Source organism: Streptomyces sp. NPDC088554 (genome assembly GCF_044752945.1).
Lineage (GTDB): Bacteria > Actinomycetota > Actinomycetes > Streptomycetales > Streptomycetaceae > Streptomyces.
Genome location: NZ_JBIVMF010000002.1, coordinates 48705 through 69323 on the forward strand (window position 1 = coordinate 48705; position 20619 = coordinate 69323).

Genomic DNA, 20619 nt, shown 5'->3' on the forward strand with positions numbered 1-20619 from the left:
GGGCCGGGGGCGTTCAAGGGGGCGCGAAGATTCTTGCGGTGCGCCAGAGGCGGGCCGGCGGCGGGCCGACGGCGTGGTGACGGCGTGGTGACGGCGTGGTGAGGCCGGGAGATCCGCACCCACCGGTTTTGTTGGTCATCTGGTATGACTGATGCCGTTGTTGACACTTCGTCGGGGGACGGTTCGTGGCTGTCATAGTGCCTGACTGGGCCGATACGTTGCTGGATGTCATCGGTGTCGCGTGGCCGAACGTGGACGAGGACGCCTACCGCGACATGGCGGACGCGTTGCGGGAGTTCGCCGAGGACCTGAAGGACGACGGGTGGCAGGCCAACCAGCATGTGCAGCGCCTGCTGTCGTCCGGGCGGGGCGAGGCCATGGACGCCCTGAACGGCCACTGGGGCAAGGTCAAGGACAAGCACATCGCGGATATCGCGGGCGCGGCGGGCATTGTCGCGGGGGCGTTGGACACGGCGGCCGGTGCGATCGAGGGCATGAAGGTCGCCGCTCTGGTGCAGCTGGGGTATCTCGCGGCCGAGGCGGGCATCGCGCTGTCGCTGATCCCGGTGACCGGCGGTCTGTCGCTGCTCCTGGGGGGTGCGGCGATGCGGGCCACCCAGGAGGTGGTGAAGCGGCTGATCAAGGAGTGCATGGAGGAGGCGGTCGGGTACCTCGTCGCGGCGCTGACGGAGCCCGCGGTCGCGGCGCTGGAGAACATGGCGGCCGAGCTGGTGATCCAGCTCGGCGCGAACGCGCTGGGTGTACGGGACGGGGTGGACCTCGGTCAGGTCGGACAGTCGGGGAAGGAGGGCTTTCGCGAGGGGGCCGACGGTGCGAAGGACGCTCTGAGTCTGGCGTCCGCCGGGGGAGGCACGGGGCCGGGCGTGGGCCCGGGGGCCGGGGACGGTGTCCGTATCGATCATGCCGAGCATGCCCGTGCCGGTACGAAGCTGAACCTGGTCGGTGTCAGTGTGCTCGGTACGACGGCGGGGAAGCTGGCCACGGCGAAACGCCATCACGGCCGTACCCGGGGCAGGGACAGCATCGCGAACGTCATCGATCCGGTGGCGGACAAGGCGATGGACGCGCTGGAGAAGGCCGTCAAGGAGATGGGCGACCACCTCGGCGAAAAGCTTCCCCAGGCGGTCCGGCGGATCTCCAAGGACCAGAAGAAGATCGACGACGACATCAGGACCCGTATCGCGGGGGTGCGCGACAGGAGCGGAAAGGACGACGGCGGTTCCGGCGGCGGCAGGCCGCCCGCCGGCCGCGCGTCCGGTGGGGACTCCGCTCGTACGAAGCCGGACGCGCTCCGCGACGCCAGGCCCGAGGCCCGCAGGAACGCCATTCCGCTGGAGGGCAAGACCTGCAAGGGCGATCCGGTGGATGTGGCCGGAGGGGAGATGACGCTCCCGCAGACCGACCTGTCGCTCCCGGGTGTCCTGCCGCTCGTACTGCGTCGTACGCATCTGTCGGGTTACCGGTACGGGCAGTGGTTCGGCCCGAGCTGGGCCTCCACCCTGGACGAGCGCCTGGAGTTCGACCCGCTCGGCGGCGGCGCGATCTGGGCCCGCGAGGACGGCTCGCTTCTCGTCTACCCCGCCCTGCCCCACCCCGGCGGCGAACCGGTCCTGCCCCTGCACGGCCCCCGGCTGCCACTGGTCCACGGCGGACAGGACGGCGAGGACACCGCGTACCGCGTCACCGATCCGCACTCCGGTCTGACCCGCTCCTTCACCGGCAGCCCCTACCGCACCTCACCCGCCTACTGGCTGACCGGGATCAGCGACCGCAACGACAACCACATCATCCTCACCCGCCACCCCGACGGCACCCCCACCACGGTCACCCACAGCGGCGGCTACACCGCACAGCTCTCCTGCGAGGACACCCGCGTCACCGCCCTGGCCCTGCGCACCCCCGAGGGCCGCGTCCCGCTCCTCACCTACGGCTACGACGACCACGGGCACCTCACCGGCGTCACCAACTCCTCCGGGCTGCCCATGCGGTTCACCTACGACCCGCACGGCCGCATCACCTCGTGGACCGACCGCAACAACTCCACCTTCGGCTACGTCTACGACCCGGCGGGCCGCGTCGTCCGCACCATCGGCCCGGACGGCTACCTCTCCTCCACCTTCGCGTACGAGATCCACGGCGAGACCGGCCAACGAACAACCCGCTACACCGACTCCACCGGCGCCACCAGCATCTTTCAACTCAACGACCACCTCCAGGTCATCGCCGAGACCGACCCGCTCGGCAACACCGTCCACCAGACCTGGGACCACTACGACCGTCTTCTGTCCCGTACCGATGCGCTCGGCCATACAACGACCTGGTCCTTCGACGAAGCGGGAAATCTCACTGGCGCCCGTCTGCCGGACGGTGCTTTCTCCCGCCTCGTGTTCAACGAGCTGAACCTGCTCACTGAACTGACCATGCGGGACGGCTCGGTCTGGAAACAGACATACGACGAACGCGGCAATCGTGTCTCCTCCACCTTTCCGGACGGAGCGATCACCCGGTACGAGTACAACGCGGCCGGACACCTCACCGCGACCATGGATGGGCAGGGCATCCGTGAGCGGGTGCATTGCGATGCCGCCGGTCTGCCCCTCGCGGTCATGGGGCCATCGGGCACGGTCACACGCTACGAACGCGACGCGTTCGGCAGACCGCGCCGCATTACGGATGCGCTCGGCAGTACCACGGAACTGGAATGGACCGTGGAGGGAAGGATTGCTCGCCGGATCGGACCAGAAGGCGCCGAGGAATCCTGGAGCTACGACGGTGAGGGAAACTGCCTGAGCCATATTGACGCACTCGGCGGACTGTCCCGATTCGAGTACACCCATTTCGACCTGCTTGCCGCGCGGACGCTGCCGGACAGCACACGGTACGAGTTCACACACGACACCGAACTGCGTCTCGCCGAAGTCATCGATCCGCTGGGCCTGTCATGGAGTTATGAGTACGACCGGGCCGGGCGCCTTATTTCCGAGACCGACTTCGACAACCGTACGCTCCACTACACCCACGATGCCGTCGGCCGACTGGCCTCCCGCACCAACGGGGCGGACGAGACAATCAGGTTCGAGCGTGACGGCTTCGGACGTGTCGTCACCAAGGACGTGGCAGGTGCTGTCACATATTTCGGGTACGACGCCCTGGGACGGCTGTCGGCAGCGAACGGCCCCGACGCGGAGCTCATATTTCATCGAGACATCGCGGGACGCGTCCTCTCGGAAACATGCAACGGCCGGATGCTGAAGCATGGTTACGACGAGCTGGGGCGCAGAATCCGCCGCACCACACCGGCGGGGGCGGAGAGCACCTGGAAGTATCCGGCGGGACGACGAGCCGAGCTGGACATATCCGGTCACACGCTGACCTTCGAATTCGATGAGGCCGGACGCGAGATTTCACGTCGGATCGGTGAATCCATAGGTCTGGAGCAGAGCTGGGACGCCCACGGTCGCCTCACGGGTCAGTCGGTCATCGGCGGTGACGATGTCCTGATCCAGCGCCGTGGCTACACCTATCGGGCGGACGGGCAACTGATCGCCTCCGAAGACGCGTTGGGTGGTTCCCGCAGTTTCACCCTCGACAGGTCGGGCCGCGTTACGGCCGTCTCGTCCCGGAGCTGGAACGAGCGGTACGCCTACGACGAAGCGGGCAACCAGACCGACGCCTCCTGGCCGGACTGCCACCCGGCCCGCGAATCCACCGGCCCCCGCGCCTACCGGGGCACCCGGATCACCCGCGCGGGCGACGTCCGTTACGAACACGATGCTCAGGGGCGCGTGACGCTCCGGCAGAAGACCCGGCTGTCCCGTCGCCCCGATACCTGGCGATACAGCTGGGACGCGGAGGACCGTCTGACCTCGGTCACCACCCCTGATGGCGCGGTGTGGCGCTACCGGTACGACCCTCTCGGCCGTCGTATCGCCAAGCAACGACTGGCCGTCGATGGCCAACAGGTCCTGGAACAGGTGGACTTCACCTGGGACGGAGACACGCTCTGTGAGCAGACCACCCACACCGCGGACTCCCAGATGAGCACATCGCTCACCTGGGACTACGACGGTCCGAAGCCGGTGGCGCAGACCGAGCGCAAGATATCCGCCGATGCGTCCCAGCGCGAGATCGACAGGCGCTTCTTCGCGATCATCACCGATCTGGTGGGCACACCCCGCGAACTCATCGATGAGACAGGACACATCGCCTGGCGCACCCGCACCACCCTATGGGGCGCGACCACCTGGAGCCGTACAGCCACCGCGTACACACCGCTGCGTTTTCCCGGCCAGTACTTCGACCCCGAATCGGGCCTCCACTACAACCGATTCCGCCACTACGACCCGGAAACAGCGCGCTACCTGTCACCGGACCCACTGGGCCTCGTCGCGTCCCCGAACACGGTGACATATGTCCACAACCCCACGACACTCATAGACCCGCTGGGCCTGGCACCCTGTCTGAGCCCGCATGCCGATCATGGGCACAGGCATAGTGTGGTACTCGGTGTCAATGATGAGCGCCAGCAATCGAACCGCCTGGCAGAACACCTTCGCAACAATGGCGATCCGGGTGCGCATACGTACAACGGTAAGCCATTCGATCAGATCGACGCAGGGGCTCCGCTGTGGATGACCAATGTTATAAACGCCGTGCGCGATCGGGATACTTCTCTTTCGGTCACTCTGGATGGGATGCCGAACCGAGAGGGAGTGCTGGGGAACTGGAATACACCGGAATCGATTGCCGAGGCTTTTCAGGTAGCCGTTCAGCGAGGAGAGGGATGGGGGTTGGGGAACGGACAGGATCCACCCCCGTCCGGGAATGGTACAGCCTGGGAGATGAGCGTTATCGCAAGAAATGTCAAACTATTCAATGCCGATCCCGACCTGGGCGGACGCTCGTGGGATTCTATAGATTGGTATTCCGGCAACAAGCGGATAGAGAATGTGGTGCAGCCAAATATTCCGGAACTTGATCCGTTCCACCGAAAGGGGGGTGGCTGAATCGATGAACTGACTTTCGAAGAAATTTTCCCCCATGATCGAAAATGTATAGGAGAATGTTATGTCCTTGCGGGATGGAAACTCTGAAGTTGAAGATTTGATTGCCGCGAAATGGCGGCTTGTTTTGGGGATGGATGACGATCTGATCGACTCGAAAATGGTCCGGGCTGCTTACAGTCATCCGCGCCTGCGGGTTCTCTTTCCCGCGGTAAGTCACGGATCGCTACAGTTGAGCCGCTGTACAAGGATTCCTTATACGAGAGATGTTCCTGCGCTCTTCCGACGCATGGGTGGCGGCTTTACAGTCCTCCGTATGAATGTTCCACTGCGGACCGAGTACAGCATTGTGGGTGAGCCGGAAACTCTGGAAGAGGCCATCGCCCTGATCGTCGCGAATCTTCCTCCCGGCTGTGGATCAGCGATTGAGGGCACGGCCGATGACCTGGCCTGAAGCTCATCCGGCTCCTTCCTCTTGCCGTCGCGCCCCGTCTCGCGACTGGGTAGCGGCCGGGTGGAAACGCTGAGCTGGATTCCGTTGGAGTACCGGCCCGAGATCGGACGGATGGGAGCCAACACACCGACAGGGGTGTCGCCAGGGCGTGGCCGGTTGTGCGTCTTCATCTGCCCGGTGGACCCGGGGCATCCACACCTGCTCGGCGTTCAGTGACGAAGCACCCGGCCCCACTCCTCAGGCTGGTTGCCCGGCCCACGCCTTGGCGCGCCGCGTGACCGCCCAGGACGCGGCGGAGACCGTACCCGCGGCGGTGAAGACCGCGGGCCAGGCGCCGATCTTCTTCGCCAGGGGGTGGGATCCGGCGAAGGCGGCGATGTAGGCGGTGCTCAGCCCGACCGATGCCTTGGACCCGCCGGCGCGATGCCATTCGTACGCGGCCACCGCGCCCGCGGCGGCCAGGGCGACGCCGCCGAGGGGGCGCTTCTTCGTCCAGCGGGCGATTGCGTACCCGCCGATGATGCCGGTCGCCGCCACGGCTGTCGCGGGGATCTTCGGGATGGCTGTCACTTTTTCGCCTCTCGTATAGGTCTGTCTGCCTGGGCCCGACCCTAACGGCGCGCGTTGGCCTGGCCCCCAGCGCGTTCTGACCTGGCCGGGCCTGCCCGACGTGACAGGTCGTACGTAGCGTCTGCGCACGGCGGGTGGGGCTCGCTGCCGCTCCCTTGCACTATCTGGCGGTTGGCGCTCTCTCGTGGTTAGTATCCCGGTGAGTTTGAAACTTCAAGCTCATAGGAACAGTCCTGTCCTGGAAGGAACAACTGTGTCCCCCAGCGCATCCGCCCGTCGGGTCCTCGTCGCCGTGCTCGCGGCCGCCGCACTCACCGCCACTGCAGCCGTTCCGGCGCTCGCCTCGGCCTCTCCGTCGTACGGCGGACAGGGCTACGCGGCCGTCACCGGCTCCGGTTCCCACCGCCTCGCGTACCAGAAGGACATAGCTGTCCGAGTCCTGAAGGGTGTCTTCGAGCAGGGTGACGCGTCCGTCGTCGACCGATACGTCCGCCCGGACTACATCCAGCACAACCCGGTCGCGCCCGACGGCTCCGAGCCACTGAAGAACCTTGCCGGGGTGATGCGGCAGCAGTTCCCCGACCTCAGGTACGACGTCAAGCGGGTGATTTCCGAGGGCGACCTGGTCATTGTCCACTCCAATCTCGTGCTCACCCCGGGCGCCAAGGGTTCGGCCGTCTTCGACATCTTCCGCTTCCAGGGCGGGAAGATCGCAGAGCACTGGGACACCGTGCAGGACGTGCCCGAGACCTCGGCCAACGGCAACGACATGTTCTCGACGGTGACCTGGCCGCGTACCGAGCAGCCGGGCCCCGCGCGGCTGACGGCTTACAACAAGAAGCTCGTGTCCAAGGCGTTCGACCAGCTCCTGGTCCGCAAGGACCTCACCGCCCTGGACCGCTACTGGGGCTCCGGCTACCAGCAGCACAACCCCACGATTCCCAACGGGATCCCGGGTGTGAAGGCCGGGCTGGGGTCGTACTTCGCCCAGTTCCCGGAGTTGAAGGTCGAGCCCAAGCGGGTCATTGCCGAGGGCGACCTCGTGGCCGTGCACAGCAACTACATTCCAGCGCCGGGGCAGCGGGGCCAGGCGATCATCGACCTCTTCCGGGTCCAGGGCGGGAAGATCGTCGAGCACTGGGATGTCGTGCAGGACGTACCGGAGAAGTCAGCGAACGACAACACGATGTTCTAGGAAGGGATTTGGGGTGGCGCCACAGTGGCCCGCCAGGTGACCTGGTGGTGTCGCGGCAGCGCCTTGACGGTGTTCCGGCGGCCGACGGTGGTGTTCCAGCGCCGGCCGCCGCTGGTCTGCCACCCTCGCCACCCGCACAGAACGGGCTTGCCAGCTATGCCCTCCCCAGGCGGCCTCCGCCTGAACTCGCGCTCTGGCCGAGGAACGCGCAGATCATGCGAAGGCCGCAGGGAAGAGCCTGCCGCCACCGGGACGGTCAGCCGAGCCGCCGGCGCCGCAACGCCTCTATGAACCCGGACCAGGCGGCTCGGCCGAAGGCGAGACGTAGCCCTTCGGGGTCCTTCGAATCCCGGACGGCGGTCGAGCGGGGGAGACACGCGGCCTCCACGCACTCCGTCGTATTGCCGCCGCTGTACGAGGATTTGAACCACACCAGGGTGTCTGTGGACTCGGGCACTTCAACCATCACATCTCCTCGCGCACACGCCGGATCATGGCCGATGAGGCGGCCATGTCCAACGCTTGTGCGCGGAGGTAGTCGAACGCAAGTCGGTAGCGGTCGAGTTCTTCATCTTTTTCCATGAACACGGAACTGACGTGAAGGTCGACATAGACCACGTCCAGCGAAGGTTCGGCACCGCCCAGAATCACGAAGCTGCCCAGCGCTGCTGTGTGTGCTCCCTTCGCGAACGGCAGGATCTGGAGTGTGATGTCCGGTGACTCGTTGGCCTCCAGGAGGTGATCGAGCTGCTCGCACATGATCTGCGGCGATCCCACCACACGCCGTATGACCGACTCATCGAGAATCGCCCAGAGGTGCGGAGGCTTGGCGCGGCTGAGGATCTCCTGCCGTTCATATCGACTCCCGCCGCAGGGCAGCCACAAACCCGGACCAGGTCCCAGCCCGCACGGCTACCGGCTGTCCCCATGGCCTCTTCGAATCCCGCACCCCGACCCGATCCGTTGCCAGGCTGGCCACCTCTACACACTCGCCACCAGTGCTGTTGCTGTAGCTGCTCTTCTGCCACTGAGGGGCTGAGTGATGCAGGGTCATCGGGAGTGATCCTCCAGGACTGAACGGATCAGCGTTGCTGATCTTTGGGGGCTCAGGGCGAGAGCCCTGAGGTGATCAAATGCCTTGGTGTACAGACTCACTTCTGTAGGAAGTTCGAGGTAGACCGAGTCTGTCAGGCCCTCCCGGTACACCATGTCAGGATCCTCCTGCTCCGGGAAGCCCAGCATGGTGAAGGCTCCAGTGAACGGATATGCCCCGGCGTCGTGCGGCAGGACCTGCACCGTAACGTTCGACAACTCTGTTGCTGCCAAGACATGTTCGAGCTGCCGCATCATCAACTGTCGTGTTCCAACTACCTGCATAAGCGCGCTCTGGTGCACCACAGCCCAGAAGTCGGGCGGATTCACCATGGAGAGAAGCTGCTGGCGTCGCATGCGTACGTCAACGAGACGTTGGATCTCCTCAGGAGCCTGATGGGGAGCCACCCGGGTCAGCTCTGTGGCGTATTCAGCCGTCTGCAACAGGCCCGGAATGATCTCTGTCTGGAAGGTGCGCAGACTGGCAGCGGCCTGTTCAAGGCCCACGTACACCGAGAACCACGAGGGAATGGCATCGCCGTGTGCATGCCACCACCCCTTGATCTTCGAGTCCTTGGCGAGCGACTTCAGTAGCTCGCGCAGCTCGTCAGAGGTGCCGTAGAAGCGGCACAGGGCATCGATGTCCGAAGGCTGTACCCGCCCTTGCCCTGTCTCCATGCGGTTGACCTTGGAGCCACTCCAGTCGAGCTCTTTTCCTACTTGATTGCAGGTCAGGGCGCTTTCGTCGCGCAGTTTCCGGAGCTCGATCGCCAGACGACGACGGCGTGCAGTAGGTGACCCGGCCACTTCAACTCCATGTGCGATAGGGGAGGTTCCATCCCATCGGAACGGGCGACGGTCGCCAATCACTCGTTGGAGGGAATCCCCTCGTGCATATTGCACGAGGGGATGTGCTGATGTCATCCTCGCACGTGACGTGACCGTACGTATGCAAAGCGTGAGCGAAGGTGGGAGTCATGTTGACCGCTCAACGAGGCTGTATGCAGCGAAAGCCCTGGGAGTTGCCCTTCTTGGCAGAGCCGAGAGGAGTGGCTGGCCTGCGCAGGATCCTTCGATTGCATATGAAGCACTGGGGGTTGTCGGAGGTTGTCGCCCCGGCGCAGATCTGTGTCAGCGAGTTGGTTGCCAATGTCATCAGACATGTAGGCGAAGGCACGCCGGCGACGCTCGCAGTCTCGATGCAGGGCACCCGGGTGCGTATCGAGCTCCGCGACCCGGACACCCGAGCTCTGCCGAGCTTGCTCGGGCCTGATCTCGAAGTCGAAACAGGTCGAGGCATGATGCTGGTGGATCAACTCGCGGACCGTTGGGGAGTGGCCGTCGGGCCGGACTCGAAGGCCGTATGGTGCGAACTCGCCACGACCTTGACGTCGGCGTCCGGGCACACCGGAGGCCCACCGGTAGCCAGAAGCGAAGCGCTCCTAGCGTCATACGACGTAAGACGCCCTCTGGGCTCTACGGATGTCAGCCCGTTCTCGGTCGCTGTTGCGGAGGAAGTCGCCACTGATGTGATCGCGGACCTTCTCCACTGGCTCCGTGCTCATGGCCGCGACACAGATGAAGCCCTGGATAGTGCGCAGTCGCGTTATGAAGCGGATCTGGACGCACTTCTCCACGACGAATAAGCAGACAGCCACTCTCATGGAATTACTCCCGATCTGTCGCGATTGGGTGTTTCTGTGAGAGTGGGGCTACTTTTAAGGAGTGTTATTTTCGGAAATTTTCCTCTATGGTTAACGTATGAAAAAAGGGAAACTAGAGATAATCCTAGAGTCAGTTGCCAAGAGGATGAGGGCGGACTTCGACCAGTCGAGAGTATTCAATCATAATGGAGAGGCTGGGACTTCGCGCGAGATTCTGGTTCAGAATTTTCTCTCGTCCTACCTGCCCACTCATGTAGAAGCTGCTCATAATGTTGAAATTATCACGCACTCCGGTGATGTCTCATCGCAGTGTGACATTGCAGTTGTAGGCAGAGGGACGCTTCCGCTCACTGATCTGAAGGGGTATCAGGTTATTCCCAATGAGTGCGTTTATGGGGTGGTTGAAGTCAAGACGAATCTGACTCGTGCGGATCTATTCGATTCGTGTGAGAAGATCAGTAAGGCGCGCAAAATGGAGAAGACTGCCTACCGGAAGGGGGCGGGGCAAATCTATAAAACAACTAACGCGTATGGCCGGACGTATGATTACTTTCCGACCTCCGGTATTGTTGTGGCGTTTAATAGCGGAAAACTTGAGACTCTCGGGAATCACCTTATAGAGTGGTGTAGCGTCCGGCCGGTTGACGAATGGCCCGACAGTGTATGGGTTCTCGGTGAAGGATACTTGCAGTGGCGATCTAAAGAGAGCGGATCTCTTGAGCGTACTCCCTCACCGGGATCAACTTTGGTACAGGTTGATCCGGGAGAGAGAGGAGACATACTGCTTCCGCTTGCGCTTCATCTAAATATTCATTTTTCCGAAGCGTGGATGCATCCGCTTGATTTGGTTCCCTATGCGGGATCGGCGCCATTGGGGGTAATGTCTCGGGAGTGGAACGTCCCTGGCGGTGGGGCGGTTTAAAAAGCTGACGAAAATTTCCCGTCCTCGCCTTGGTATATCAGTGAAATTCTGTAGCTAGCCAAGAGAGCTTCCAGGTCAGGATCAGGGCGCCCAGGCAGTAGAGCAACGGTTTTAGGTTCATACTGTAGTCCATCATGCCTTACGTATCTGCGGTAATCGAGGAGGCGACTGAACGCAGCTCTCACTGCATCGCGATCACTTGATCCCTGAGCTTCGTATAGAGTGTAATCTGTGGCGTCAAAAAAGTCGGTTCTGAGGGTAGTCGTTCTCCCCTCTATCTGAAGTTGAAAAGATCCGACCGAGTGTCCTTGTGCTTCAAGTTGATTTACGTAGGCTTCGATGAGCAGTGCCTTCCTGCGGCGTACCGTTGTTGCCGCAGAGGCAGCTCTTTGGAATTCTGAAACATTCACGGCTTGAACCGGCGCGATCTTTCCACTCGCGGCAGCGTCGAGTGAAGCAGAATTCGATCTACTTCTCAAGCTAGAGGATGTAAATGCGTTCCGAGTGACAGCGGCGGCTTCCAGCATGTCGCTTGTGATCGTGAGCGGAACGAACTCTGCTGAAGTGCTCGGAGCTGGCGATATTGTATCGCTGTCGGATCTATCGAATTCCCCAGTAGGGCGCAGTCGAAAGACGATAGCGGTGCGAATTAGATCATCTTCGCCTAGCCCTTGGCGTGGGACGAAGGGTTGTTCTTCATCGATGGCGAACTCGCCAATGTAGCGGTGAGTCTTCGTGTCGGTTCCGGTTATTTTTCCTACGCGAGTAAATACGTGAAGAGTTCGTCCGCTCTGAACGTGCTGAAGTATTGCCTTGTTTCCGGACTGGGTGAGTGATTGGTGTCCTGATTTACCGGCACCGGTGTATTCGAATATGGGACCCAATGTATCGTTCTCGGAGAGCCAGCCATCGTGGTAACCAAATTTCTTCGCTACCTCGTGATCCGAATAGAGGATCACGTTTCGTTCTTCTATCGCAGGGCAAATGCCGCCATATGCACTTCCGCCCAAAATCGGACGTATCTCGGCACGAGTCAGGATGTCGCCAGGGCTAATCATGGAGGCGCTAGTCATACGATCAGCTTAGGGCTATGCACTGACAGGCTCTCTGCTCCAGAGCTGAGCCCTACTTACATGGAGTGTGCTCCTCTACCCCGCGGCGATCGCGGAGTAGGTCCAGACGTCGGCAGGAAGCGGGAAGTGCAGCTTCCACGTGATGCCCATGGGCTTGTTGCCTTCGTGGGATACGTAGTCTGCTGGGCCCAGCAGCATCCAAGGCTGCGCGCCGCCGATGTCCGTCTTCTTGTAGCGGCGGACGAAGAGCAGTACGTGCGTGCCCATCTCGCGGTGTGATTGGTAGCGGATCCCTGTGGGGGTGGAATCGGATGCTGCGTTCTGTGACTCCCAGTGAAATAGGGTGTCGCTCAACGCGTAGTCCTTGTACCGGGTCTGGGGAGAAAAATCCTTCTCGTCCTTTTCGCGGGTGATAAGTAGGGCATCCGTCTTTACCTGCTCGCACCAGCGGACGCCTTCTCGGAAGTTTCCTGGGAGGAAGCCCCCGATGGTGGACTGATTCAGTGCTGTGAGGATCTCTTCGCGACTGTATGAAGCATGCAGCCGCAGAGGCAGATTGCTGTGTGCGCCGGGCAGGGCTGGGGTGACATGGTCCAGATGGTCGTGGGCGTGGGCGAGGACCTGGCGCAGCTCGCTGCGTACGGAGTGCTGCTGGCGTAGCGAGGAGAGGCCGGCTTGGTAGGTGCCAAAGCCGCCCAATGGCCAGAGGGTGAAGAACAGCATGCGCGCATAGGCGCGGTCCAGCTCGGTGAGTTCCTCGTAGGTCGGGGCGTCGTCTTCCAGGAGTTGCGTGTAGGCCGTGATGCGGGCCGGGTCGTCTACGTGAAGGAAAGCCGAGGCTCGCTTCAGCAAGGCGTCCTCACCCTCGGGTGTCGGGGTGGTGAGAAGTTGGGCACGACGAAGGAGTGCCGTCCAGGAATGGTTGGATCCGCGGTAGAGCTCTTTGACCTCTCGGCCACTCTCCGCCAAGTACTCTGCAAGGCGTGTTTCGCCGAAGTGTCTTACTTCGGTGGCGAGTTGGGACACGTTGACGCTGATCTGGTTGCGAATGTTGTCGATGATCAGGTCCTTGGCCTTGGGTTCAAGGATGATCTGGCAGCCAGAAGGAAGCTGTGGGAAATCGTGTTCAATTGCCGAGATAAGACGGTTTCGAGTGAGGTTCGTGAGGGATCGGAACTGATCCTCGAAGCGGAACTCCTTGCGGTGCTGGCCTATGAAGTCCAGCACGGTAAGGACGGCCTTCCCTTCGCAACGACGCAGGCCGCGGCCGAGCTGCTGCAAGAAGACAGTGGCGCTTGATGTTGGGCGAAGAAGGAGCAAAGTGTCGACATCGGGGATGTCGAGGCCCTCGTTGAAGAGGTCCACGGAGAAGATGACTTGCAGTTCCCCAACCTTGAGTGCGTCAAGTGCAGCCTTGCGCTGATCGCTCGGTGTCTCACCGGAGAGCGCAATAGCCTTGAGCCCTGCTCGTTGGAAGAACTCAGCCATGAAGTGCGCGTGAGCTACGGATACACAGAATCCCAGTGCACGCATACGGCCTGGGTCGGTGACCTTGTCTTCAACAGCCTTGACGACGAGCCGGGCGCGGGCATCGTTACCAGTGAAGAGATTGTTGAGGGCTGAGGAGTCGTATGAGCCGCGCTTCCACTGGATCGCTGACAGGTCGGTGCTGTCGGTGATGCCGAAGTAGTGGAAGGGCGAGAGGAGGTCGTTCTCCAAGGCTTCCCACAAACGCATCTCTGCGGCGATGCGACCATCGAAGAACTCGTCTTGGACGTTCACCCCGTCCATGCGCTCAGGTGTAGCCGTGAGGCCCAAGAGCTCTACCGGAGCGAAGTGGTTGACGATCTTTCGATAAGTCGGTGCTGTGCCGTGGTGGAACTCATCGATGACCACGACATCAAAGTGATCGCTGGAGATGTTGTCCAAGGCGCGTGCGTTGAGAGACTGGACGCTGGCGAAGACATGCTTCCAAGTAGAGGGGATTTCACCACTGACGAGTAGCTCACCAAAGTTTCCGTCGTTGAGGACGCCTTGGTAGGTACGGAGTGACTGCTCCAGGATCTCTTTGCGGTGGGCCACGAAGAGGATCCGTAGATCTCGACCGAGCTTCCTGCGGAGCGCCTTGTAGTCGAGCGCAGCCATGACCGTCTTGCCAGTACCAGTGGCAGCAACCAGAAGATTGCGATGCCGGTCATGGACATCCCGCTCTACCTCAAGTCGCTCCAGCATGTCTTGTTGATGTGGGTACGGGCGTACCTCCAACCCCGATAGGGTGATGCTCCTCCCCGTTGTGCCGTTGGTTCCTCCGCTGGCCTCTCGTAGAGCTGCATCAAGGCGCTCGCCATGGACGGCAGGGTCGTACGACTCGAAAGCGGCCTCGCTCCAGTAGGAGTCAAAGGTGGCTTCGAATTTCTTCATGACGTTGGGGGTCGCGATGGAGGAGAGGCGTACGTTCCACTCAAGCCCATCCAGCAGCGCTGCCTTCGAGAGGTTCGAGCTACCGACATACGCCGTGTCGTACCCGGAGCCTCGCCGGAAGAGCCATGCCTTCGCATGGAGGCGAGTGGAGCGAAGCTCGTAGTTCACCTTCACCTCGGCGTTGAACTCCTGGACCAGACGGTCCAAGGCGCGTCGCTCGGTGGCGCCAATGTATGTCGTTGTGATGACCCGGATGGGCACTCCGCGCTCGTTGGCAGTACGGAGTGCACTTTCAAGAACGCGCAGTCCATGCCACTTCACGAAGGCACACAGCAGGTCGACCCGGTCGGCAGTAGCCAGCTCCGCGCGGAGTTCGAAGCCGAGGTTGGGGTCGTCAGGGGAGTTGGTGAGCAGGGCAGTGTCAGACAGTGGTGTAGCGGGGCGGATGGCGTAGACCCCGGGAGCCTGCTGTTTCGCTATGGACATGAGCTGTCGCGGCCCATCAGCCACTATGTCGACCCACTCTTGGGCCCCTGCCAACGTGCCGACCGATTCGAGGATGTGGTTGGCAGCGTGGACACGCTCGGCAGCAGGCAAGTTCCGAAGGACGCGCCGAACGGTTTCCGCAACATGCCGAGCCAGGACATGAGGGGTGGACTCGGTGCCCACCGCCACGTCGATCGCCCGCCACCCCGTGCCTTCGAGCTGCTTGAGGCGGTCTTCGAGCCGCAACGTAATCAGCTGCTCGTAGAGTCCAGTTGCCGGTGATGTGCCGTCCAGCGCGTCAGTCATCCAAGGATCCCCTCATCGAAAGCCGCAAGTTCGAATTGATTTTTGCAGCTACCACTGACAACCCGGGCTATCCCGCCCCGTGGCACTCCCCATAAGCCCTCCCCGACCCGCACCAGCACGCCGCGTTGCGGGCCGGGGGCCAGGGGGTGGCTCGGCCTCGGGCGGCGAGGGTGGTGGCGTATTGGGGGAGGAGGGCGGGGTGGGAGGGGGAGGACTGTTCCGAGGCGGCGAATGCTTCGTACGAGGGGACCGTTGCCGTGACGATGCCCAGGTTGGGGGTACCGGTGGAGGCCAGGTCGCGCAGGGAGGCTTCCAGGTGGGTGAGGTGGGCCTCGTGGGAGGGGTACTCCGTGGTGAGGGCGGGGTACGCGGCGAGGAGTTCGCCCAGTTCCCGGGCCGGCCAGTGGAGGACCGCCACCGGGAAGGGGCGGGACAGGGCCGTGCGGTAGGAGCCCAGTTCGGCGCGGAGGCGGGTGATCTCGGCCTGGAGTTCGGCGGGGTTGTCGGAGCCCAGGGCCCAGAGGCGTTTGGGGTCGTGCAGCTCGTCCAGGGGGACGGCGGCCGGGTTGAGGCGGTCGGCCAGGGCGTCCCGGCTGTCGTGGTCCAGGCCCAGCAGGCGGCGTACGCGGTGGCGGCCGATCAGGAGGGACTGGATCGGGTACGGGACGGTCCCGTCCGGGGCGAGGAGCAGGTCCAGGGCGGTGGTGAACGAGTCGTGGGCCGCCTCCAGCTCGTCGTGGGCCTCCAGGGTCTCCGCCACGATCTCCCAGGGCGCCGGGTCCAGTGGGGCCGCGGCACGCAGGCCCTCGATGATCGCGCGGGCCTCGGCCTCGTGCCCGTACTCCCAGAGGTTGGCGGCCTGGAACGCCTTCACCAGGTAGGGGTGGTCGGGGGAGGACGCGAGGAGGCTGTCGTACAGGCCGGTGGCCCGGTCGCGGTCGCCGGCCAGTTCGAGATGGGCGGCGGCGCGCAGGAGCAGGGGCTCGTGGTCCTCGGGGTACTGGGCAGCGGTGCGCAGCAGGCGCTCGGCTTCCGTGGTGTGGTCAGCGGGCAGCATGTCGGGGCGCATGCTGCACACCGTACTGCGGCTGGGGGTACGGACGGAGGAGAGTTCCGGGGAGGTTTCCCGGGGCGTTTCCCCGAATGTTTCCCGAGAGGTCCCGGCGTCGGTGTGCCGTGACGCGTGGGTGCCGGGTCCGGAGAGCGTGGCCCGTTCGTCTACTGTCCTGGGGTGCTTCGAGACCGTCCGCATCTGCTCTGGCTGCTGGTGCCCTTCGTCCTGTTCCTGGCCGCGCTCCCCTGGGTGAACCGGGTCGAGCCCGTTGTCCTCGGGCTGCCCTTCCTCGCGCTGTGGCTGCTCGTCGCGACCGTGGCCACCCCCGGCGCCGTCTGGCTCACCTGGCGTGGCGACCAGCGGTTGCGGGCCCGGAAAGAGGGAGACGCGTGAACGCCGCTGTCTCCACCTCGATCTTCGGTGTCTTCATGGTCGCCACCGTCGTCCTCGGGCTGCTCGCCGTACGGGGCCGGGGCGGCAGCGGCGGGGGGCTCGCCGAGTGGTCCGTCGGCGGGCGCAGCCTCGGCGCCGTCTTCATCTGGATCCTCATGGCGGGCGAGAGCTACACCAGCTTCAGCTACCTCGGCGCCGCCGGCTGGGGCTACAACTACGGCGCCCCCGTCCTCTACGTGGCCGCCTATCTCTCCTGCGGCTACGCGCTCGGCTATGTCGTCGGCCCCCTGCTCTGGCGCTACGCCCGCCGCCACGACCTCGTCTCGATCACCGACATCATCGCCCACCGCTACGACCGTCCCTGGCTGGGCGCCCTGGTCGCCGTACTCGCGACCGTGTTCCTGCTCCCGTACATCCAGCTCCAGATCACCGGCATGGGCGTGGTCGTCTCGACCATCTCGTACGGCGCGATCAGTCTGAACTGGGGCTACTTCGTCGGCTTCGCCGTCACCACCGGCTTCGTCGTGGTCAGCGGGTTGCGGGGCAGCGCCTGGGTCTCGGTGCTCAAGGACGTGCTGGTGATCGGGACGCTCGGGTTCCTCGCCGTGTACGTACCACTGCACTACTTCGACGGGTACGGTCCGCTCCTCGACCGGATCGTCACCGAGCGGCGGGAGTGGCTGACCCTGCCGGGGCACGGGGGCGGGGAGAGCGGGCTCGGGACGGGCTGGTTCATCAGCACCTCGCTGCTGAACGCGCTGACCGTCGTGATCTTCCCGACCACCGTCGCCGGATATCTGGGCGCGCGCGACGCCGACGTACTGCGTCGCAACGCGATCTGGCTGCCCGCGTACAACGTGCTGCTCTTCATCCCCATGGTGCTCGGGATGGCCGCGCTCTTCGTCGTCCCCGGGCTGACCGGCGCGGGCTCGAACCTCGCGCTCTTCCGGCTCGTCGTCGACTCGCTGCCCGCCTGGGCGGTCGGGATCATCGGCGTCGCGGCCGCGCTCTCCTCCGTGGTGCCGATGGCCGTGTTCATGCTGGTCATCGGCACGATGTGGGGACGGAGCGTCCTCTCGCTCGTACCGCGCCGGCAGACGGGCAGCGGGCAGAAGGCCGCCGCCCAGGTCGTCGTGGTGGTGGCCGGGACGATCGCGCTGGTGATGACCTACGCGGCGCCCAACACGCTCGTACGGCTCTCCCTCATCTCGTACGAAGGGATGGCGCAGCTGCTTCCCATGCTGCTCCTGGGGCTGGTGTGGCGCAGGCTCACCCTGGTGGGCGCGCTGAGCGGGCTCGTGGTGGGGGTGGGGACGGTGTGCGGGCTGGTGTTCACCGGGAACGATCCGGTGTGGGGGACCAACGCCGGGCTCGTCGCGCTCGCCGTCAATCTGACGGTCGCGGTGGGGGTGAGCTGGGCGGGAGCCGGTTCCCAGGAGGACGACCGGCCGGATGACGAGGTGCTGGCTCGCGACTCTCTCGATGTGGAGCGCGGTCGTCGTGTATAACGGCTGGAGTAGTCGTATGTAGTCGTACGTATCAAGGACTCGCCGAAGAGTGCGAAGAGTGCGAAGAGTGCGAAGAGTGCGAACAACTCGCCGAAGAGTGCGAACAAGAAGAGTCTGAGCGGTCCGAGCCGTCCGAGCGAAGGAGAGGGGCCCGTCATGGTGCGCAGTGCGCTGCGGCTCCTGCTGCGCCCCGTCGGCCTGCCGCTCTTCCTCCTCACCGAGATCCTGCTCGTCGACGCGGGCAGCCTCTCCGCCGCCGTCGCCCTCGCGGCCACCGCCGCCGCGGGTTCCGCCCTCGCCGTCTGCGCTGTCATCAGCGCGCGCTCGGTTCCCGTCGTACCACGTCAGCGGGTACGGACAGCCATCCGCGACCGTGAGCAACGCACCGCGTTCCTGCCCCAGCGCGATCCCGACGCCTCCGGGCGTACGCGGCCGCGCGCCCCGGGCCGTCGTCTGCTGACGGCCGCGTAGGAGTTTCAGGGTTACCTGAGGTAGCTCTCCTCTTCCCGTACGGGTCCCCTCGCGGGCCGTCACGCCGAACTGCGCCTTCATCCTGCGTCGCAGCGCGCATTTCCCCGGCACGACGAGACCCCTCGGAGCCTCACCTTGTCCGCGTTCCTGTCCGCTTTCGCCCGCCTGGTCGGAGACTTCGCCGATCTGCTCCAGCCGCTCTTCCACGCGGGATCCGCCGCCGCGGCGATCGTCCTGTTCACCGCGTGTGTACGGCTGGCTGTCCACCCTCTCTCGCGGGCCTCCGCCCGTGGCCAGAAGGCCCGTACCAGACTCGCCCCGCAGATCGCCGAGCTGCGCAAGAAGCACGGCAAGAACCCCGAGCGCATGCAGAAGGCGCTCATGGAACTGCACGCCAGGGAGAAGGTCTCCCCGCTGTCCGGCTGTCTGCCGAGCCTGGCGCAGATGCCCGCGTTCTTCCTGCTCTACCACCTCTTCTCCAACCGTGAGATCGGCGGCGAGCGCAACGAACTGCTCTCCCACTCCCTCTTCGCCGCGCCCCTCGGCGACCGCTGGCACAACGCGCTCTCCGACGGCGGTGTGTTCGGCCCGGCCGGGCTGGTCTACCTGGCGCTCTTCGCGATCGTCACCGCCGTCGCCACCTTCAACTACCGCCGCGCGAAGATCCAGATGGCCAACGCCCCCGCGACCCCCGTCGCCGGGCCGGACGGACAGCCGGTCCCCGGCCTCGGCGCGATGATGAAGGTGATGCCGCTGATGTCCTTCGCGACGCTCTTCACCATCGCGGTGGTGCCACTGGCCGCCGCGCTGTACGTCGTCACCAGCACGACCTGGACGGCGGCCGAGCGGTACTTCCTCTACCGGGACATGCCGGTGGCGGGGGCGCTCACTCCCGCGGCGATGTGACCGACCGCCGACCGCCCGGCCGGTCCGGGTGGTGAACGGGGCCTTGCGCAGTGATCCGATGTCTTGGAGAGTTTCGGGGCGCGACACGGACCCCGCCATCCGGCCGGACAGAGGGAGGCTGACCATGAAGCTGCTGCGCGTTGGTACGGCGGGCGCGGAGCGACCCGCCCTGCTGGACGAGGACGGTACGACGCTCCGCGACCTGTCCGGCCTGGTCCCGGACATCGATGGCGGGCTGCTCGCGGACGAGACGGCACTTGGCCGGATCAGGGCGGCAGCCGCCTCGGGCGAGCTGCCGGTGATCGGTGACGACGGTGACGGAGTACGGATCGGGCCGCCGCTCGGACGGATCGGCAAGATCGTGTGCATCGGGCTGAACTACCATGACCACGCCGCCGAGACCGGCGCCGCGATCCCGGACGAACCGATCATCTTCCTCAAGTCGCCGGACACAGTCATCGGACCTGATGACACCGTTCTGGTCCCCCGGGACAGCGAGAAGACCGACTGGGAGGTCGAGCTCGCGGTCGTCATCGGACGCACCGCGCGCTATCTGGACTCCGCGGCGGAGGGCCTCGCCCATGTCGCCGGATACGCCGTCTCGCACGATGTCTCCGAGCGCGCGTTCCAGCTGGAGCGCGGCGGCACCTGGGACAAGGGCAAGAACTGCGAGACGTTCAACCCCCTCGGCCCCTGGCTGGTCACCGCCGACGAGATCCCCGACCCGCAGGCGCTGTCGCTCAAGCTGTACGTGAACGGCGAGCCGAAGCAGGACGGGACGACCGCCGAGCAGATCTTCGGGGTGGGGGAGGTCGTGCGGTACCTCAGCCGGTTCATGACCCTCTACCCGGGCGATGTGATCAACACCGGGACGCCCGCGGGGGTGGCGCTGGGCCGGCCGGAGCCGAAGCCGTATCTGCGGGCGGGGGATGTGGTGGAGCTGGAGATCGAGGGGCTGGGCAGGCAGCGCCAGACCTTCGCGGACGCGTAGCGCCTTCCGGCGGGGGCGCGGGGGATGTCCGGGGCGGGGTGCGGTGGGGGCCCCGTGCCCCGGGTCCCGTGCCTCTGGGTCGGCGGGTC

General features: G+C 64.3%; 17 protein-coding genes and 1 pseudogene. 10 read left to right on the plus strand and 8 right to left on the minus strand.

Annotated features, from left to right (window positions below; all coding sequences use genetic code 11):
* Window positions 1-185: 185 nt before the first annotated feature.
* Window positions 186-5027 carry an RHS repeat-associated core domain-containing protein gene (locus tag ACIP8W_RS02260; protein WP_402201624.1) on the plus strand — a complete coding sequence of 1614 codons (4842 nt, stop codon included), beginning with the start codon at window positions 186-188 and terminating at the stop codon, window positions 5025-5027.
* 61 nt (window positions 5028-5088) lie between these two features.
* Entirely contained in the window at window positions 5089-5478 is a 390-nt protein-coding gene (locus ACIP8W_RS02265) for a DUF6193 family natural product biosynthesis protein (protein ID WP_402201625.1), read from the plus strand.
* Between the two features lie 237 nt (window positions 5479-5715).
* On the opposite strand, the gene ACIP8W_RS02270 is transcribed toward ACIP8W_RS02265, so the two are convergent.
* Window positions 5716-6039, minus strand: a complete 324-nt coding sequence (locus tag ACIP8W_RS02270; RefSeq protein ID WP_402201830.1) for a hypothetical protein — start codon at window positions 6037-6039, stop codon at window positions 5716-5718.
* A 262-nt stretch (window positions 6040-6301) separates the two neighbouring features.
* Between ACIP8W_RS02270 and ACIP8W_RS02275 the strand changes: the two genes are divergently transcribed.
* Window positions 6302-7243, plus strand: a complete 942-nt coding sequence (locus tag ACIP8W_RS02275) for a nuclear transport factor 2 family protein (protein ID WP_401952404.1) — start codon at window positions 6302-6304, stop codon at window positions 7241-7243.
* Window positions 7244-7499: 256 nt separating this feature from the next.
* On the opposite strand, the gene ACIP8W_RS02280 is transcribed toward ACIP8W_RS02275, so the two are convergent.
* The 4 genes and pseudogenes from ACIP8W_RS02280 to ACIP8W_RS02295 form a co-directional block, all read right to left on the minus strand.
* Window positions 7500-7709, minus strand: a complete 210-nt coding sequence (locus ACIP8W_RS02280) for a DUF397 domain-containing protein (protein WP_402150034.1) — start codon at window positions 7707-7709, stop codon at window positions 7500-7502.
* A pseudogene (locus ACIP8W_RS02285) lies at window positions 7709-8104 on the minus strand (DUF5753 domain-containing protein); the annotation flags it as partial. The pseudogene ACIP8W_RS02285 and the gene ACIP8W_RS02280, both read right to left, overlap by 1 nt.
* The gene (locus ACIP8W_RS02290) at window positions 8097-8297 is read right to left on the minus strand and encodes a DUF397 domain-containing protein (RefSeq protein ID WP_401952409.1); all 201 of its coding nucleotides are present in this window, start codon (window positions 8295-8297) and stop codon (window positions 8097-8099) included. The gene ACIP8W_RS02290 and the pseudogene ACIP8W_RS02285, both read right to left, overlap by 8 nt.
* A complete protein-coding gene (locus ACIP8W_RS02295) occupies window positions 8294-9142 on the minus strand; it encodes a helix-turn-helix domain-containing protein (RefSeq protein ID WP_402201626.1) in 849 nt (282 codons plus the stop codon). The genes ACIP8W_RS02290 and ACIP8W_RS02295 overlap by 4 nt, the downstream gene beginning before the upstream one ends.
* Window positions 9143-9336: 194 nt before the next feature.
* Between ACIP8W_RS02295 and ACIP8W_RS02300 the strand changes: the two genes are divergently transcribed.
* Both ACIP8W_RS02300 and ACIP8W_RS02305 read left to right on the plus strand, forming a co-directional pair.
* Window positions 9337-9981, plus strand: a complete 645-nt coding sequence (locus tag ACIP8W_RS02300) for an ATP-binding protein (protein WP_401952826.1) — start codon at window positions 9337-9339, stop codon at window positions 9979-9981.
* Between the two features lie 115 nt (window positions 9982-10096).
* A complete protein-coding gene (locus ACIP8W_RS02305) occupies window positions 10097-10921 on the plus strand; it encodes a DUF6602 domain-containing protein (protein ID WP_401952414.1) in 825 nt (274 codons plus the stop codon).
* On the opposite strand, the gene ACIP8W_RS02310 is transcribed toward ACIP8W_RS02305, so the two are convergent.
* The 3 genes from ACIP8W_RS02310 to ACIP8W_RS02320 form a co-directional block, all read right to left on the minus strand.
* Complete coding sequence (locus tag ACIP8W_RS02310; protein ID WP_402201627.1) at window positions 10918-11994, minus strand: hypothetical protein; 1077 nt, start codon at window positions 11992-11994, stop codon at window positions 10918-10920. The genes ACIP8W_RS02305 and ACIP8W_RS02310 overlap by 4 nt on opposite strands.
* Window positions 11995-12069: 75 nt before the next feature.
* On the minus strand, window positions 12070-15207 hold the full coding sequence (locus ACIP8W_RS02315; protein WP_402201628.1) for a DUF3427 domain-containing protein: 3138 nt from the start codon (window positions 15205-15207) through the stop codon (window positions 12070-12072).
* Between the two features lie 67 nt (window positions 15208-15274).
* Window positions 15275-16276 carry an SEC-C metal-binding domain-containing protein gene (locus ACIP8W_RS02320; RefSeq protein WP_402201629.1) on the minus strand — a complete coding sequence of 334 codons (1002 nt, stop codon included), beginning with the start codon at window positions 16274-16276 and terminating at the stop codon, window positions 15275-15277.
* 162 nt (window positions 16277-16438) lie between these two features.
* Here ACIP8W_RS02320 and ACIP8W_RS02325 point away from each other — a divergent pair, with 162 nt between their 5' ends.
* The 5 genes from ACIP8W_RS02325 to ACIP8W_RS02345 all read left to right on the plus strand — a co-directional run bounded on the left by ACIP8W_RS02325 (window position 16439) and on the right by ACIP8W_RS02345 (window position 20530).
* A complete protein-coding gene (locus ACIP8W_RS02325) occupies window positions 16439-16654 on the plus strand; it encodes a DUF3311 domain-containing protein (protein WP_401952425.1) in 216 nt (71 codons plus the stop codon).
* Window positions 16651-18162 (plus strand): sodium:solute symporter, encoded by a 1512-nt coding sequence (locus ACIP8W_RS02330; RefSeq protein ID WP_401952427.1) that lies wholly within the window; start codon window positions 16651-16653, stop codon window positions 18160-18162. The genes ACIP8W_RS02325 and ACIP8W_RS02330 overlap by 4 nt, the downstream gene beginning before the upstream one ends.
* A 156-nt stretch (window positions 18163-18318) precedes the next feature.
* Complete coding sequence (locus tag ACIP8W_RS02335) at window positions 18319-18633, plus strand: DUF6412 domain-containing protein (protein WP_401952429.1); 315 nt, start codon at window positions 18319-18321, stop codon at window positions 18631-18633.
* Between the two features lie 135 nt (window positions 18634-18768).
* Window positions 18769-19539 (plus strand): YidC/Oxa1 family membrane protein insertase, encoded by a 771-nt coding sequence (locus ACIP8W_RS02340; protein ID WP_401952433.1) that lies wholly within the window; start codon window positions 18769-18771, stop codon window positions 19537-19539.
* Between the two features lie 124 nt (window positions 19540-19663).
* The gene (locus ACIP8W_RS02345; RefSeq protein ID WP_401952436.1) at window positions 19664-20530 is read left to right on the plus strand and encodes a fumarylacetoacetate hydrolase family protein; all 867 of its coding nucleotides are present in this window, start codon (window positions 19664-19666) and stop codon (window positions 20528-20530) included.
* Window positions 20531-20619 lie beyond the last annotated feature (89 nt).